Source organism: Vibrio splendidus, from assembly GCF_001557875.1.
In the GTDB taxonomy this organism is placed as follows: Bacteria; Pseudomonadota; Gammaproteobacteria; order Enterobacterales; family Vibrionaceae; genus Vibrio; species Vibrio splendidus_F.
This window is the reverse complement of the sequence record NZ_LNRF01000001.1, coordinates 817,375-834,862: the sequence shown is the minus strand read 5'-3', so window position 1 is coordinate 834,862 and position 17,488 is coordinate 817,375. Positions and strand designations below refer to the sequence as shown.

Below are 17,488 nucleotides of genomic sequence, written 5' to 3'. Positions count from 1 at the left end.
GAAACGAAATGCTTCTTGAAGACCTACAAGTGATTTTAAAGGTAGCGGAGTTTCGCAGTATCACTGGAGCAGCCACCAACCTTGATATGCGCACTGCCACCGCAAGCGCGGCCGTGAAACGTGTTGAAGCGGCACTGGGAGCAGAGTTATTTGTAAGAACCACGCGCCACCTAAGACTTTCTTCAGCAGGCGAGCGTTATTTACCTGAGTGCGAACAAGCCTTGAAATTGTTAGAGCAAGCGAAGCTCAACATGCGCGACGAACTCGGTATTCTTGACGGTGAAATTCGTATAGCGCTTTCATCGGACCTAGGGCGCAACCTAGTTACACCTTGGCTTGATGAGTTCTTACTTGAATATCCCAAGGCGACGCTTCGTACTAGCATCAGCGATAGCAATATCGATTTCTACCGAGATTCCGTCGATATGGCGCTACGTTACGGATCCCCGACCGATGCCAACATGTATGGTTTTAAGATATGCGACGTGCCGAGGGTATTGTGTGCGGCTCCTGAATACTTGGCTGAAATGGGATCACCAAAACACCCGAGAGACTTAGCTCAGTACAATGGTTTGCTTTACCAACTCCATGACATGTTGCAAGACGAGTGGGTATTTAACGACGGCACCCAAGACCACAAAATGAAGCTAAAAGGAAATCGCGCTTCGAACGACGCAGACCTTGTTAGACAGTGGTGTATCGCAGGTAAAGGAGTGGCAATAAAATCTTGTCTAGACATGTCGCGTCATCTGCTTTCAGGTGAAGTGGTTAAAGTCATGCCTGAGTTTAAGCCGACACCTACCGAGCTGTGGTTAGTGTGTCCAAGTCGTCAGTCCATCACCCCGACTGTGCGACTACTGAGAGATTTATTCAGAGAGAAGACCGCAGAGATCCTTTCGCAACTGAGCGAGCAAGGCATTATAGATACTCAAAAGTCTTAGCGACCTAGAGATAAAAAAGGCGTTAGTGAACTTTTAAGCCACTAACGCCTTTAATCATTTGAACATCACACCATATTGATGGATGTATCGTCTAATACGAGTGCTTAGTTTGACTCGTCTTCAACATCACAGTCAGCACAGCACTGAAGAGCAATCTCATGTTCGAAGGTGATGGTGTCTTTACCTTCTTCTACTAGCTCTGCGATTTCGTCTGCCACTTCTTTTTCATCATCCGCTTCGATTCCGCTTGCCAGCTCTTCCTCTGAATAGCCGAAGAAGTTAAGCAGTAAGTACTCGCGAGCTTCATCTTTCGTACAAACCACGTCTGCTGAAAGATCTGGTGTAACCTCGCCTTGTGCAAGTGTCGCTGTCACTTGTGCGATAGCATCATCTTTCATCGCAGGCGTTAACCAACCAAGATCAGTACTTACTGTCGTTTTTTTACAGTCGAAGCAAGGCAGTTGGTGAAAGTAGTATTGAAAGGTAGTCATAGGTAAATTCTTCTTTAAATGTTGTATAGCGAGATTATGCGCGTTTTGTAGCAAAATACTATCTCAATCAACGTTGGACGTTAATTCTTGCTTATTATTTGCACTGAGAGTGAGGCAAGATGATGATATGACCTCGGAGTTGCAATATACCTATCTAGAATTTACTTACGAAAAATTAAATGCTCTAGCGATTAAAGTCGCAAGAGCATTTTCTTAGTGTATTTGAAATACTGAAGGGAGGAGATCAACCAAGTTAGAAGTAGTAACTGTAGGTAAACTTCAGCTCAGTTCCCTGTCTGTTGTGACCAAAGCTTTGCTCTGCATCATCGAAGAATTCAGTGTAGGTAACTTTACCCCAGTGCTTACGGTTGTCAGCAAGTGGCCCTTGGAAAGCGAGATCAAGTTGTAGTTGGTTTATTGTTCCAACACTGCCACCGAAATCAAGGGAGCTGTATTGAGGGTTTATTTGTACATGAGTGCCGTTTTCATGCAAATAAATCGAGTTCAAGAAATTAAATTGAACTCCATAGGTATAGTCATCGGTAAGACCTAAGCGGCTAAAGTCGCTATTGTTTTGCCCTACTGCACCTGCCAAAATCGGAAAAGATAACCAATTATCAAAAGGGGTATTTACACGAATCAATCCGCCGATTGCGAACAAGCGGTCTGATATAGCATCAGTAAAACTGGTTTCTATATAATCTAGTGACACACCAACCATTGGCGCATGTTGCCAATCAGTTCGACTGACTTCGAAATAGCGAGCTCTAACTTGAGATAAGTTAAAATCTTCACTTCCCACTTTTCCGTTATCTTGACCTTGTATCGTTAGCTGTCCTAAGAACAAATTTTCATTACTCTTCTGTCCGGACATCTGGCCTTGAATTTGTACAAAGTCATTGTCTTGCTCTCTAAAGCTTTGTTTGCCATATGTAATGTTGAGCACGGAAGAAACTTTTGTGTGATCACCAGGGTCAGGGGCATCTTCAGGTGTGATGTGATCATCTGATACTGCAAAAGAGGAGAAAAGAATAAGGGCGCTACTGAGTGTTATTTTTTTATAGTTAGCCATGGTCAAAAACCTATAGTACGTTATTGGGCTCTTAGCCTAAGTAGGCCAAGTTCCAAAACACTCTAGAGAAATTAAACCCAGCGAGATAACAAAATAAAAAAACAAAAAATAAAAAAAAGTATGTCCTTATTATTCTTAGTGTCTAAGTATGGGATAACGTTAATCTTATCACTTTTTCGAATAGATAATTTCTATCCTGACCATAACTAAAATTGAAGGCTTTGATACATAAAGCTATATGTATATTTAACAGACGTAATATCGAACATATTTATTTACACATTGATACTTTCACTTGTGCTTAGTTTCTCATTTTTTAAAATTCGATTTTTGATGCGATGCATTTATTGCTGTGGATCAAAATGAGAAACAACGAATCCCAGTTAGCATATTTAGAGACGTTATGTAAATGAGAACACTCAATGGTCAAACTATACTTGGAGCCACCCATATACAAAGTCGGTGAACTCTATTACTCACCAACTTCTGCCGTAATCGACAACCAAGGAGAACGAAGTCGCCTACGAGCCAGAGAAGCTAACCTGCTCCATGAGTTAATCAAAACATTTCCTGAAGTACTCTCCCGCTCATCGATTGAAGAAACACTATGGAAAGACTCATATGCTACGAACGCGACCATCAATCAAACAGTCAAAGCGCTCAGGTTTTCTCTCGAAGATGTAGAGAGAACCCTGATCAGAACGATTCCAAAACAAGGCTATGTGCTCGCTGTTGCCCCGCAGCTTGAGGAAAGTATCGCTCAACAGACACCTGACGAATCTAACACTAGTGAATCTCAAGCAGACAAACAACAGACGACAGAGAAGGCCAAGGTTGACGAAGAGAACACGGAACAGCAAAAGGCCAGTATTCCACAAAACATCATTCCTTCGGTCTCCGCCCTTCTAGTTGTTGCGATAGCCACTTTCGCCCTAGCGGCTTCTGGAGTTTTTACTGCATCAAACGAACGTATCAGCCACCAATATGGAAATCACTGGATACTGTTCAATGCAACAAAACAAGAGCTCAAATCACTACCGCTTAAGGGCGAAGGCCCTGCAATGTATGTCATTAAGCACGAGTCTTCCTACAGAACCTGTACCGAGGTAAAAGGAGTATTAGAATGCAAAAAAATCGAATTTTAATCTTTTTTTCTCTGACTGTTATCATATTGATTTCTGCCGTACTAGGTACCTACGTTTACCAATACTTGAATAACCCCTTGCGTCTCAATGAAGGAGCATGGCAAGGCAAAGGTTCTATCTATATTGATAATGCAAAAATCGATAGCAACGCACTGATGCTAATTGAGAATAATAAAGTTCGACTTTCAATAAACAATCAATACAACGAATTTAACTTCACCTATGATGTCACTTTAATACTAAGACGCTTCGAACATGTGAGTTCTGACTTCGATGTAGAGAAGAGAGTGGTTCGTGGATTAGATGCCTTTATTGAAAATACTAATATTGATATACCAACAGGCGGTAATCTGATTCGAGTACACGCTTGGCACCTAGATGAAGGTCGAATATTTATTGACGTAGAACAAAGTACAGGCTTAGGTGTTTCTTATATTTTAAATATTAAATCAGATAGTTAGTCGGGATTTACTTTTTTTTACACCTCAATTTACAAATACAATTTTTTTTCTTCTAAAGATACTTTTTTTGGTTGGAGAGTAAGTGCACTCACAGGGTTAAATGGTGATGAAGATTATTTCATAACTATAACGACTTGAGCTTTCGCTCTTCAACTTAAAGGTATCTACAATGACGGTATCCGCATCTACACTCCCTACTCCGGAAGAAAAATCAGGGTTAGCCAAATGGTTTCCTTTGATTGTCCTTCTTGCAGCTCAGTTCTCAACGATGGCTGACAACTCTGGGTTAGCTATCTCTACTGAGGCACTTATTGCACTTCACGGTGCAAGTATGCCACAAATTCAAATGGCCAATGCAATGTACCCGCTTATTGCTGGCGCAGGCATGATCGCTGGTGGTCTCATCGGTCTGATTATTGGTTGGAAACGCCAGATGGTCATCGGGGCAGGTATGCTTGCTGTTGGTTCATTTGCTGCAGCATTCGCTCCAAACATGGAAGTCTTAAACTATGGTGCTCGTGTGGGTTCAGGTTTAGGCGCTTGTTTACTTATCCCAGCGGTACTCGCAAACGTTGCAGGTATCTATAAAGGCAAAGATCAAGCGATCGCATTCTCTGCGATTGCAGCCCTAGTAGGTCTAGCAAGTGCTGTTACTCCTTTGCTATTTGGTTTTATTTTGGATGTCGCTAGTTTCCAGGTCGCTTTTTGTGGTCTAGGTATCTACTGTCTATTCGTAATGTTCGGTAGCATGAAATTGCCAACCCTTGAGTCAAGCCCTTTTAAAGGTAAGCTAGATACTTTGGGTATCGTACTTGCGGGTATTGGCCTTCTTTGTTTTGTGACTGGTTTACTTAAAATTTCTGAATGGGGTTTAATCAAACCTCTAACTGACTTCAGTATTCTGGGTATCTCTCCAGCGATTCCAACAGTACTAGTAGGTGCAGCACTTCTTAAAATACTTATGGTTTGGGAACGTCGTTTTGAAGAACAAGGCGGTACCCCACTACTTCCTTCTTCTTATGTTAAGAATCCACAAGTTGTTGTTGGCCTAGTGCTTTGTGCGACGATTTTCCTACTGTTCGGTGCAACTGGATTTATCAATGTTTCTTACATGCAGCTCGTTGCCGGTATGAGTGCATTTTCTTCTGGTATGGCTCTATGTGCCTTCGCACTTGGTATGATGATTGGTTCGCTTGGCGCTCCTGCGAAGCTATCTCACCTAACCTGCCAACGTATCTGCCAGCTTGGCTTTGTTATTGCAGCTACGGGCACAGCTCTAATGTTCTTGGGCTTCACCGCTGATGGTATTACTTTCTGGCAATACATTTCTTTAACTATCTTTGGTACAGGTGCTGGCCTGTTGGCTTCTCAAGCATCTATCGTTGTGACCTCAGCACTAAGTGAACGTGAAGCTCAGCAATCTGGGGGGATTCAAGCAACGTCTCGTAATGTTGGACAAGCATTTGGAGTGGCTATTCTAGGTTCAGTAATGCTGTTCTCTTTGACTGGTGCAATTAAATCAAATGTCGCTGAACATGAAGCATTATCAGCACAGACGAAACAAATCATTATTGAGCAACCTTCATTACCATTTGTATCAAATGCCATGGCTATTGACCTTATGGAAAATTTGATTGCAGACAAAGAAGAGCAACGAATTGTGATTGAGGTAATGGCGGAGTCTCGCTTACAGTCAGTTCATTACGCGCTATTTACTTTGATTGGATTGATGCTTGGTGGATTGGCACTGTGTTCTAAACTTCCCCAACGCTCATTGATGAAGAGCGAAGAGTAACGTTTCAAGCCTCGGCACTGCCGGGGCTTTATTCGTTTCACAACACCCAATTTCCACCACCTAGTGAGTTTTTATGGATAAGACGAATGACAGTAAAACAACTTGGTTACTCATCGCGCTCTGCTTAGCTCAGTTTACGCTATCTGCCGATGTGGCTAACCTTTCTATTTCCACTTCGGCTCTAGTTAATGTCTTCCAAACCGACATTTCCAACATCCAACTTCTAAGCAGTGTTCAGCCTCTTGTTGGCGCTGCATTCATGCTCTCGGCCAGTATTTTCGGTTTAATTATCGGTTGGCGAAGATTGCTCATTCTTGGTACAAGCCTTGGTTTTATATCCACGATGGGATTTATCGCCATTGATGACATAACCACCATTTCCCTTGTCGTCCGTCCACTTACAGGTATTGCTTCAGCTTTAATACTTCCAGCCGTTCTCGCGCTTGTGGTCGCGCACTTCCCAGGCAAAAATCGTGCTATAGGCTTCGGACTAATGGCGGCAGCAACGGGACTCGCAGCAGCTATTATCCCGCTACTAAGTGGCTGGCTACACGATAATACAGATTGGTATTGGCCTTTTATTATTATCGCAACTTGTTACCTGTCTAGCTTAGTGACTGCAATTTTTGGCATACGTCCAATTCATACTAACAGACCAACCAAGTTTGATTTTGTCGGTGCATTGCTTGGCGCAGTGAGCACTGTCGCTATTTTTCTAGGGCTAATTAAAATGCCTTATTGGGGTGTTCTTACTATTTTAAATGGTGCAGATTTCCCGAGCTGGTTGAGTTTCGTTCTTCCTATGAGCCCTGCGTTATTTCTATTAGGCGTTGGTGGTTTCCTATTTACACTGTTTGTAGTGCAACAAATTCGGTTTGAAAAACAACACGGCTTTGCTTTATTGCCATTAAGCTGGTTTAAAAATAGTGCTTCTAGAATAGGATTCATCATCCTTTCATTAATGTACATTGCGTTGGGGGGCAGCAGCTTTGTCATTGTCACTTATTTGCAAGTAGCAATATCACTCTCTTCAGCTCACTCTGGCAGTATCATTCTTCTATTCTCGGCCTGCATGATTGTTTTCTCAGTGGCAACCCCAATCATTTTTAAAACACAATCACCCAAAAAGCTCTGTCAGTTCGCCTTCACAACGATGTTTATCGCAGGTTTAACGCTCATCCTATCTAGCCAAAATCAGCAAATATTGATGTCATTTTATTTTGGGATGGCGTTACTAGGCGCTGCAATGGGCATATTGGCTTCCCAATGCCCAGTTATCATTACGAGCGCTTTGGGAGAAAGAGACGCAGAACAGTCAGGCGGCTTGCAAGCTACGGTTCGAAACATCGGCTTGGTGTTGGGTATCAGCTTGTTTGGTGGCTTAAATCAGGGGGCAATGGACCACACTATTCGTTCTAACAATGAGATCATTACTTATTATCCGAGCGCCTTTGTCTCTGATTTAAAGCAATTGTCTCATGTTCCTTATATTGACGACAGCAGGGTAAAAAACCTTATTGAGCGCTATCAACTCGATAAGCATCAAACTAACTATCTACTCAAAGAAAATGCTAAAGCACGGGCTTTTGGGTTTAACTTGGCGATGATAATTTTGGTGTTCATTGCACTTCTGGGAGGGTATGTCAGCTCCCGAATAGACAATCCTCAACAAAGGCTTATTCCCGAGTCTGGAGAAGCTAGGCGCTCTAAGAGTCCCTTAGTAGAAGGTTAACCATAATGCGTTGGCCTTCTTCACACTATTCAGTGATTCCGGAAAACAAATACAAAACCTGATATTTTTAGTTAGCCACTTCTTTCCTATTTTTTCCACCAAACTAGCACTACCAAACCTATCATACTGAATCGCGATAATGGCATATCATTATCGCGGTCACTGTCGCTCCCGACTATCACCAACACTATACATGACAACGCCTACTCGAAAATATTCCGGTCTCACTTTCGTGGTCAACAAATTCCGTACACTTCCAGGCCTTTTTCGAGAGCCTAACTTAATCGCTATCTAGCGTGACCTCTACCGACTTAAGTTTTAGAAATAATTCACTTCAGCCGTAACCATCGTTAGTGAGTTATAGGTTATAGGTTATAGGTTATAGGTTATAGGTAGCAATTATGGGGATACTTGATCTCTGAACACTTACTCCAGAATATATTGAATCTAGTCAGCTCGCGGGCATAGAGAAACAACGCTCGCAGCGCTCTTGAATATGCCAACTACCCTATTGGGTTCTGATGAATTATGACTTTCTACATATACAAAAAAAGAGCACTTACGTGCTCTTTGAGTTGGTGTGAAAGTCTATTTTTATGATTAAGCCATTTCTGGTTCTTTCACTGACGTTGTTGCATTCTGGTGTACGGTGACATCACCACCTAGCATTGTTGCATGCACACGAATGTCTTTAATTTCTAGCTTAGGCACCTCTAGAGGATTGGCATCCAGAACTGCAAAATCAGCTAGCTTTCCTGCACATATAGAGCCCTTGCTGTCTTCATGCCCCATAAGGTAAGCAGCCCCTAGTGTAACCGCATGAAGAGCTTGTTCCGCAGTTAAACACTCCTCTTCACCGTATACATTGCCAGAGAAAATACACTTACGGTTCATAGCGCCCCACATCATAAACAACGGATTAACCTGAGTTACGCCATCGTCACAGTGAATAGAGAACGGAATACCTTTCTTTGCAGAAGTTTGGAATGGGTTCAATCGTTTAACGAACTCAGGCCCTACAGTTTGTGTAGCGTGTACATCTCCCCAGACTGGAATGTGAGTACCAAACAGGTTGTGACAAACACCTAATTCAACCATTCTATCCATTTGATCGTCTGTCACCATTTGGTTGTGCTCTAGACAGTGACGAGCCTCTGGCATTGGCGTATCTTTCTGCATACGCTCAATAAGATTCAGTAACGTTTCTGTTGTTCCGTTGCCATTACAGTGGAAAGAGATGTTGTAACCTGCTTTATGAAACGGTAATACCGATTCGTAGATTTCTTCAACATCACGCGTTAGTGAAGTACTTGGTTTACCATTGTAGTAGCTTTGACCTTCTAATAAATTAGCCGTAAAGCCCTGAATAGAGCCGTCTGTGTTCACATACTTGACGCTACCAATGCAAAGTCTGTCGGTATCGTCTTGCTTCATCGTATGTACATCTTCCAAGTTAAACGGACCAATCAAAGGGTAAGCCGTAATACGCAATTTAAACGCAGGGTTTTTGCTCAATGCTTGATACAGTGGGTATGGATTTGAAGGCAAACCCATTCCGCAATCTGATACGGTCGTTACACCCAGCGAATGCGCAATATTCGCGTAATCTACTAACGTCTTTCCGATAACCGCAGGGTCTGAACCATAGTTAAATGCACCAACATTGAGTGCACGGTAGATGTCTTTCATTTCCGCAATATCACCCGTTAAGCGACCATTTTCACGCAATACAAATTCAGGGTTGTCGTCCAAGCTAAAACCCGACTTTTCAAGTGCTAATGTATTTAGCCCTGCAAGGTGACAGCTTGCGTGCATGAAGAATACTGGAGAGTCATCAATCACTGAATCTAAGAAATCACGGTTCACAACAGTGCCATCTGTCATCAATAATGGATCTAGCCCCCACAGATTGATCCACTCTCCCGTTTTTCCTGCCTTGTCGTGTTCTTGTTTAAGCTCTTTTAGGTGCGCTTTTAATGTTTCACCCGTTGCACAACCCTTTAGTAACTTACCTTCTACACCGAGACGGTCGTATTGTCCGCCATATTCGAACATACCAGTAAACAGTGCAGCAAGCAGTGGATGCATATGCGCTTCAATGAAGCCTGGAACAATTGTTTTACCTTCGAACTGCGAATCTAAACGATATTCTAAGTTCTTATCGGTTAAAAATGTTTCAGCCTGATCTTTGGTACCTGTGAATAGTATCTTTCCATCTTGTACAACGGTAGCCGCTGCCTTTGGAAGCTCTTCATTCATAGTAATAAAGTTGCCCGTGTAAAGTACGGTTTCTGCGTTGTATTGAATACCAGGCTTAAGAGCTGTTTTAATTGTCATAGTTAAACTCCAAATGTGTAGGGTTCATTGTAATTTTTGTTCCTCTTCAACTTGCCTTAACCTGCATTTCGTTTCGAGAATTTTAAAATGAAATAAAATGATGAAATAAAATAGCGATATAAAAAAAGATAAAGATGATGATTTATATGGATTTTTAACTATAAGGAATGCCAATGCTGATCAAAAAATGCTTGGACTTCAAAACTACCGATGGGGTACTCATGCTCCATCTCCGGTGCAAAAACAAAGGTAGATAACTCTAGGAAAACAAAAAAACTTAATAGTGATCCAATTATTGCGACAACGAACAACTTAAGATAAAAACTCATCACTGCATTCCTTATTTATTAGTAATGCAGCCTTTATAAGGCTTTTTTAGCCACCGTTTATTGACAATCCACGCTATAAAACAATTTCTCACCTTTTGTCATTTTAATTGGTTTTACTCGATATCATGAATAGAGATATTTAGTAAAAAAGCGAACCATATAGGTTCGCTTTTGAATAGTATTTCACTCAATTAAAACTAATCTTTACAAGCTATCACAGCACCATAAACATCTACTTATAGAGCTACTTGTTCATTGGCATTGGCATTGGCATTGGCACAATATCAAAGTCTGGTGTGAACTTGTCGATTGATGTTGCCATCTTCTGGAACGACTCTACGTCTCCTTTGATACCTGCTTGGCCAGATTCAAATAGAGCCTGCAGCGTTGTCTCTCCAGATATAATTCGAGTCATGTCTGCTTTGTGTAGGTATAAACTAGTGTCCGCTTTTTCTATTGAATCTGTTTGAATAGCCGTTAAGTTACCGTTGCTTACTTCCGCGTAGAAGTTCTCTTTCACATCTGGGTGAACAATGGTTAGGCTGAAATCAAGGCCAAGTTCAATCGCTTTAGGACCGTTCATCGATACAGACAGGAAGTCTAAGAAACCTGTCGTTGGTGTATTGGCAATGATATCAACTGATGCCATCTTAATTGTCTCACCAATAATGCCAGTACGAAGCTCATACGCACCTTGTAGGTACGAGTTACGCCATGCCATTGTCTCAGACTGGTAACCTTGCTGCTCCCATGTATCTGCTAGCATTTCACGAACAGGTTCATTGCTATGGTCACATTGAAGAACATCATTCAACAGTTGTGATGCCTCTTGGTAACGGCCCGCTTCGAAGTGCGCCTTACCGGCTTGGGTTAATGTCTCAGCACCTGCAGCTTCAACATAAACACAAGACTTGTCGATCGTTTGCAGCGGATTGATCGTTGTTGGGTTTAAGTCTAAGTAACCTAAATATAGGTTCATGATTGCGCGAGCGTTATGGCTATATGAGCCATGGTAACCACGTGAATACCAAGTTTGCTGCTGAACTTCTGGAATGATCTTCTCGATTTCACGTCCCATATCGTTAACTGTTACACCTTGGTTTGCAAGACGCATTGTCTGGTTATGTAGGAAACCGTAGTTATCACGTTGAAGTGTTAGGTACTCAGAAATCTCAGTACCGTTGTCATTCCATACTGGCGCACTGTGTGCTTGGTGTAGAACTTCGGCTTCATCAGCAAAGCGCATTTTCATTTCATGTAGGTACTTAGACCATACCAAAGCATCACGTATCTTAGCGCCACGGAACGTGTAGATATTATGTTGGCCGTCGTACGTTAGCTCTGCCGTGTGCAGCGCTTTGTACTCTGGGATCCAGTGGATGTGCTCAGAGGGTGCTTCCGCATCAGGCATGTTGATGAACAAAATATCAAGGCCATCAACATTGTGCCACTCTTCACGTTCATTGATCTCAACAGTATGAGGAACTAACGTTACCGCACCGTGCGAGTGAGAAAGACCCAGTGCGTTATCAACAATACCTGTCTCAGATGCTGGTAGTGTCGAACCGTATTGATATTGCGCTCGTCGACTCATTGCATTCCCGCCAACCATCGCTTCAGCAGCAATCGCTTCCATGAAACCATCTGGGGCGATGATTGGGCCGTCAAATGACTCATCAATAATTCCGCGAGATCCACCAAAATGATCTTGGTGTGAGTGCGAGTATATGACACCGGTAATTTTATGTTCACCGTTGACTTTTGGTAAGTTCGCTTTTGCAAATTCCCATGCCGCCGCACCCGCTGCTTCTGTTAACAGAGGGTCATGAATTAAGTAACCATTATCAGTGCGGTAGATAGTCATGTTAGTGATGTCTGCACCACGTACTTGCCAGATACCATCACGAACTTTGTATAAACCATTGGCTTCATAGTTAACCATACCTTGGCGGAACAAAGACGGGTTAACCGTATTTGGAATCTCATCTACAGACATATCTGCGTAATGTGGAAATTCGTCACGAACAATTGCAGCATCACCAGTGAGTTCAGCGATCAAACCACGAGTTTGACGATCAAATGCCGTTGTATCGTTCCAAGGTAGGTTCTCAGCAAACGCTTTATTAGCTTCAATCGTATGCGGCGTTGCTGGCTTTCCTTGGTAGTTGTTAATCGAGTCATAATCAGCCAGTGCAATATGTGGAACAAGTCCAATAGCGATAGCCAGTACTGTTTTATTCATAACGTTTCCTCGGGAGTACAAGTAGATAATAAGTGAGAAGCTCTGCCAAACCTTCTAGCGAATTTTTCGTCTTCAAGGTGAGCATCCTGTTGATGAAGAAACTCTATCAACTTGCCGAGATAATCAAAATTAACTAAAGTATATCTCTGAGATAAATTTTACTTATCTAAAGGGAGGTGTGATGGACTTTTCAAAGTTTGATCTTAACTTGTTTAAGGTCTTCATTAAGGTGATGGAAACGGGTAGCTACGCACAAGCAAGTGAAGCATTAGATGTGTCTCCACCTGCCATTAGCTTGGCTATGAGCCGTTTACAGAAGGCGTTACAACAAGAACTGTTCACCCGCAGTAATGGAAAGGTACAGCCAACCTCCGCAGCATTGGCACTATACGAGAATGTACGCGGTGAGTTACTCACCTTTGAGGCAGTACTCAGTTCATTCGATGATTTTGACCCTCTATCTTCTACCAAGCAGTTTTTCATCGCACTACCGGAGGAGTTCCATACTCAATTTTTACAAAAATCACCCAATGAAGAGAACCAGAATATTACCTACTCATTGTGTGAACAGATCTATGATGAAGAGTTAGGGATTGCGGAGCTTAGAAATAGGAAGCTCGACTTAATCGTTGATAGCTACTTACTCGCAGACAAAAGCCTGGATCACGAGCTACTTTTTGAAGATGAGATAGTACTGATTGTGGCAAATTCCCACCCTCACAGTTGCATTGGAATCAACCTTGATGACTATCAGACCCTGCCGCAATCAGTGCTAAATTTACGTCGTAATAATAAATTGGCACTGGACCTGTTTTTCGAGAAAGAAATAAACATCAAACGCCACATTGTCAATCAAGCCAGTTCAATGCTAGCAAACATGTTAGTTGTCAGTGAAACCAATCTATTCTGCCATGTGACCAAAAGCCTCGCTATGCAGTACAAAGATAAACTCGGTCTTACCATTATCGCGCCTCCTATCCGCCTCAAATCCATTCCATTCTACTTACAGTGGCACAAGGCAAACTCTTCCTCCTCTGCACATCAATGGCTAAGAAAAAAAATAAAGTTTCTCATTGAGAAGTAAATTTAGCATTGAAGCTCTTACGTTTTGAGTCTCTATTGCACACATAAACAAAAAAGCGAGCCACTTGGGCTCGCCTCTGAACAATCAGTATTATCGCTAAGATTACAGAAGTTCGATTTGCTGTAAAGCAATCACGAGCCCTCTATATGTTGGCTAAATATAACCAAAAGCGCTTATCGTACATTCCACGCGATACTCCAAATAATACGAGGTTATCTCCCTGATAATTCCAATGGATATCCGACTAGCGTTGATACCTTGAATTAAAAAACAAATGGCGCTAATCAAAACGATAATAGAAACCAAGGATCACATCATAACTTGCGTCATTTTCCATATCTTTAAGCATTAGGTAAGGCTCTAAACCTGATTCCCCCATGTATCCAACATAAAACTCGTGGCTCACAAGATAGTTATCTGACACTAAATGACCGGCTTTAACGACATCTCTCGTTATATCATTTTGAGCGTAATTTAGACCGGTGCGGTACACCAAATTGAGGTTTTTAATAGGTTGATAAACAAACTTCGCTCGCGCACGGTACATGCCGATAATGGTCTCGTTGACCACGTCTTGCGTTGCCATTAAATCAAAGGTGGTCATAAAGTTTGGTAGAACAAGATAGTTAAGAGTTGCGCCACCCCAAATTGCGCCAGCCTCCGTCTTAAAATCATCTGAAATGCCCAACTGCTTCGCAATAGCAGCGTAGTTGTCACCCATAGATTCATACGCTAGACCGAAATCAAACTCTGCGCTCATTTTCTCAGACAAAGGCATACGATACTTACCATAAGCCGTTGCTAGGTTGTACTCCAACCCTGCGGTCTCTTTGTTGCCTTCAACACTAAAGATACTAGCGACAGAATCCGTCACTTTCACTTCAGTCTCTAACTTGTAAATGTCTCGGTTAACGCCACTTTCAAGTCGAATGTAATCCGCTGCTGCCGCTTGAAAAGAAAGTCCTAGTGCTGCGCACATCAAGGTTTTTGTTAGTTTCATCTGCTTTATTCTTAATATTTGAATGTCATCATGGACATGACCGCTATCCACTAGCGGTCATGGAAGTTAAAAAGGTGGTCAGCATCGTTACTTCTTGGCGTTATAGCCTTTGAAGTCAGCGCCAGTTGGGATGTTCGGGTACTGGTGCATTGAGCGAGCAGTTTCAGCGATGATCTTGCCAATAGGCTGTACTAGCCATGAGTGTTGGTAACCTTCATTGGCCCAGATTTCGTATTGTTCACCCGGATCACGCTCAAGATCGTAAATCAAAGGAAAGGTAAGCGTTTCAAATCGGCCATGGGTCTCATAGGCAACTTTGAAATGCATCTTGTAGTTGTTCCATTTCACCGCAAACAGCTCATCGTTCACGTACGTCAGCACATAGTTACGATTAGATTTATCACTGCTACCTAAAATGAAGTCACTCTGGTCAATCGAGTCGATAGGACGATCGGTTGGGATTTTGTCTTCATTACCAGTCAAATGCGCTAAGGTACTGAACCAATCCAGATCAGACATGATTTCATCAGTCACTTGCCCTACCGGTACTTTGTTGCCGTAACGCACCACAGCTGGAGTACGCATCCCCCCTTCAAAAGCGGTACTTAAACCGCCTCGCCATGGGCCATTGCTGCCTAAAGGCTCTTCACCTGGTTTCAAGATATTTCCGTCAACAATGTTGCCTGAGCCGTTGTCTCCCGCGATGATGACGATGGTGTTATCAAGCTGCCCACTTTGCTTCAAAGCAGCCATCAAACGTCCGATATTATGATCGAGCTCAAGTTGGGTATCAGCATACGTCCCCTGCTTAGACTTTCCTTTAAACTCATCAGACACCGTGTATGGAGAGTGGAATGTAGTAAAGCCAACATAAGTATAAAAAGGTTTGTCTTGGCTGACGCTTTGGTTGATGAACTCGATGGTTTTATCCACCAGCTCTGCATCCATACCTTTTTTGGTGTCTAGGTTGAACTCTTTTACTTTCTCCGGAGTACCGCCTCTTGCGCCATGCCAGATGTATGGAACCTCAGCAACGCTAGGGTCGAAGTCTTTGCTGCTTGTATAGCCCGCCTCATCAGAACCACCTCGGTAGCCATACCAATCGTCATAACCTTGGTCGATAGGCAGACGTCCATCAACCGAACCAATATGCCATTTGCCATATAAAGCGGTTTTGTAACCGTCATCACTGAGCATTTCTGCAATGGTGTATTCCCAAGGAGCCAACCCATCTGCCGCACCTTTTAGAATGGGAACCTTATATGTGCCTGAACGAATCGGAAGGCGTCCTGTGTGCATCGCCGAACGGCTAGGGGTACATTGGTTTTGAACGTTGTAGTTAAGAAAACGTATTCCCTCCTCAGCCACTTTATCGATCTCTGGTGTTGGGATTTGACCACCTTGGCTAGAAATATCCCCCCAGCCCCAGTTATCCACCATTAAAAACAGGACATTGGGCTTTTCAGCAGCTTGGGCGGAATGAGCGACACCAAGCGCCCCCGCAACAGAGAGTGCGACTAATTTTTTATGCATAGAGTTCTACCTTTCTAATTTAAGATTTATTTGTTTTAAATTGTCCGTGTTTCACAGGAAGCGCGTTAATTCGTAGAAGATGAGCAAATTTTTCATCAATATGATGGAAGAATTGATACCACCCTTCACATAAGTAGTTGTGACCACTCTCGCCTGATGATGACGAAATAATGCGATTTTTGGGGCACTCACCAAAACATGCAAATTGATAAGGGCATGCACGGCACTGAGCCGTTAAAGACTGACTTTTGGCATAACCAAAGGCTTGCTGAACCGCACCAAACGCCATCTCATCCAATGACGATTGATGGATATTTCCTGCCAAATAGTCGGGATAAACAAAGTGGTCACAGCGATATACATCACCGTTTGGCTCAATTGCTAAGCCTTTGCCACAAAGCGCACCTAACGTACACAATGAATTTTGCTCTCCCATCCAAGTGGCGAAAAGCGCCTCGAAATACTGAACATGGACGCGGCCTACATCATGTCGATACCACTCATCAAATACCGTTTTGAGGAAAATTCCCCAGTCTTTGGCTTCAACAGACCAAGGTTCGACAATCGAGTCTGGGTGAGATGGTGATAAGCGAGGGTCCCCTTGAATACAGTGACTTGCTTGTGGGGAATGTGTACGAAACGTTTTTGGTTCCACAATCGGAATAAACTGAATCAGTGGCGATTGAACTACGTCACGTAGAAAGCGATAGACTTCCAGCGGATTTTGACTCGTCAGGCGATTCACACAGGTTAGAGTACAAAATGAAACTTGATGTTTTTTAAGGAGTTCAATTGCTCCCATGACTTGCTGCCAAGTACCTCGGCCAGCACGGTTGGTACGGTAAGTGTTGTGAAGCATCTCATCACCATCAATACTGATGCCAACAAGAAACTGGTGTTTTTCTAAAAATAAACACCACTCATCATTAAGTAGCGTGCCATTAGTTTGTAAGTCGTTAAGAACTTCTACACCGTCAGGACAATACTTTTTCTGCAATCGAACAACATTACGGAAGTAGTCCAAACCCAGCATTGTTGGCTCACCGCCCTGCCATGAAAAATTAACTTGAGAAGCATTATGAGCTGCAAAATATTGCTTGATGTACGCTTCTAGGCTTTCCTCATTCATTCGTTCGCAATCACCTGGGCGGTCGGCTAACAGATCCTCTTTACTAAGGTAATAACAGTATTTGCAATCGAGATTGCACTTTGATCCAATAGGTTTCGCCATAACATGCATGGTTTTTTTTACTTTTTTATTAAAACACTGAGTAGTTAAAAGCATATTTTCGCCTTAGCTATATTTCTACAGCCCAATATATTTCT

The 17,488-nt window shown here is 42.6% G+C and carries 13 protein-coding genes; 6 read left to right on the top strand and 7 right to left on the bottom strand.

What is annotated here, in order from left to right; all coding sequences use genetic code 11:
- The first annotated feature begins 8 nt into the window (after window positions 1-8).
- Entirely contained in the window at window positions 9-941 is a 933-nt protein-coding gene (locus ATB74_RS03535) for a LysR family transcriptional regulator (RefSeq protein ID WP_061016586.1), read from the top strand.
- Window positions 942-1,045: 104 nt separating this feature from the next.
- Here ATB74_RS03535 and ATB74_RS03530 read toward each other — a convergent pair whose 3' ends face one another.
- Both ATB74_RS03530 and ATB74_RS03525 read right to left on the bottom strand, forming a co-directional pair.
- A complete protein-coding gene (locus ATB74_RS03530; protein ID WP_052878696.1) occupies window positions 1,046-1,432 on the bottom strand; it encodes a hypothetical protein in 387 nt (128 codons plus the stop codon).
- A gap of 253 nt (window positions 1,433-1,685) precedes the next feature.
- Complete coding sequence (locus ATB74_RS03525; protein WP_061016584.1) at window positions 1,686-2,504, bottom strand: hypothetical protein; 819 nt, start codon at window positions 2,502-2,504, stop codon at window positions 1,686-1,688.
- Between the two features lie 422 nt (window positions 2,505-2,926).
- On the opposite strand from ATB74_RS03525, the gene ATB74_RS03520 reads away from it, so the two are divergent.
- The 4 genes from ATB74_RS03520 to ATB74_RS03505 all read left to right on the top strand — a co-directional run bounded on the left by ATB74_RS03520 (window position 2,927) and on the right by ATB74_RS03505 (window position 7,637).
- Window positions 2,927-3,649 carry a winged helix-turn-helix domain-containing protein gene (locus tag ATB74_RS03520; protein ID WP_061016582.1) on the top strand — a complete coding sequence of 241 codons (723 nt, stop codon included), beginning with the start codon at window positions 2,927-2,929 and terminating at the stop codon, window positions 3,647-3,649.
- Window positions 3,628-4,110 (top strand): hypothetical protein, encoded by a 483-nt coding sequence (locus ATB74_RS03515; protein WP_061016580.1) that lies wholly within the window; start codon window positions 3,628-3,630, stop codon window positions 4,108-4,110. The genes ATB74_RS03520 and ATB74_RS03515 overlap by 22 nt, the downstream gene beginning before the upstream one ends.
- Before the next feature lie 169 nt (window positions 4,111-4,279).
- Window positions 4,280-5,905: an MFS transporter gene (locus ATB74_RS03510; RefSeq protein ID WP_061016578.1), complete on the top strand. Its 1,626-nt coding sequence runs from the start codon at window positions 4,280-4,282 to the stop codon at window positions 5,903-5,905.
- A 73-nt stretch (window positions 5,906-5,978) separates the two neighbouring features.
- Window positions 5,979-7,637, top strand: a complete 1,659-nt coding sequence (locus ATB74_RS03505; protein ID WP_061016575.1) for an MFS transporter — start codon at window positions 5,979-5,981, stop codon at window positions 7,635-7,637.
- Window positions 7,638-8,237: 600 nt separating this feature from the next.
- Here ATB74_RS03505 and ATB74_RS03500 read toward each other — a convergent pair.
- Window positions 8,238-9,974, bottom strand: a complete 1,737-nt coding sequence (locus ATB74_RS03500; RefSeq protein WP_061016573.1) for an amidohydrolase — start codon at window positions 9,972-9,974, stop codon at window positions 8,238-8,240.
- Window positions 9,975-10,547: 573 nt separating this feature from the next.
- Entirely contained in the window at window positions 10,548-12,545 is a 1,998-nt protein-coding gene (locus ATB74_RS03495; protein ID WP_061016571.1) for an alkyl/aryl-sulfatase, read from the bottom strand.
- A 181-nt stretch (window positions 12,546-12,726) separates the two neighbouring features.
- On the opposite strand from ATB74_RS03495, the gene ATB74_RS03490 reads away from it, so the two are divergent.
- Window positions 12,727-13,629, top strand: a complete 903-nt coding sequence (locus ATB74_RS03490) for a LysR family transcriptional regulator (RefSeq protein WP_061016569.1) — start codon at window positions 12,727-12,729, stop codon at window positions 13,627-13,629.
- 280 nt (window positions 13,630-13,909) lie between these two features.
- Here ATB74_RS03490 and ATB74_RS03485 read toward each other — a convergent pair whose 3' ends face one another.
- The 3 genes from ATB74_RS03485 to ATB74_RS03475 form a co-directional block, all read right to left on the bottom strand.
- Entirely contained in the window at window positions 13,910-14,629 is a 720-nt protein-coding gene (locus ATB74_RS03485) for a hypothetical protein (protein WP_061016567.1), read from the bottom strand.
- 87 nt (window positions 14,630-14,716) lie between these two features.
- A complete protein-coding gene (locus tag ATB74_RS03480) occupies window positions 14,717-16,162 on the bottom strand; it encodes an arylsulfatase (RefSeq protein ID WP_061016565.1) in 1,446 nt (481 codons plus the stop codon).
- Window positions 16,163-16,181: 19 nt separating this feature from the next.
- A complete protein-coding gene (locus ATB74_RS03475; RefSeq protein ID WP_061016563.1) occupies window positions 16,182-17,447 on the bottom strand; it encodes an anaerobic sulfatase maturase in 1,266 nt (421 codons plus the stop codon).
- Between the last annotated feature and the right edge of the window lie 41 nt (window positions 17,448-17,488).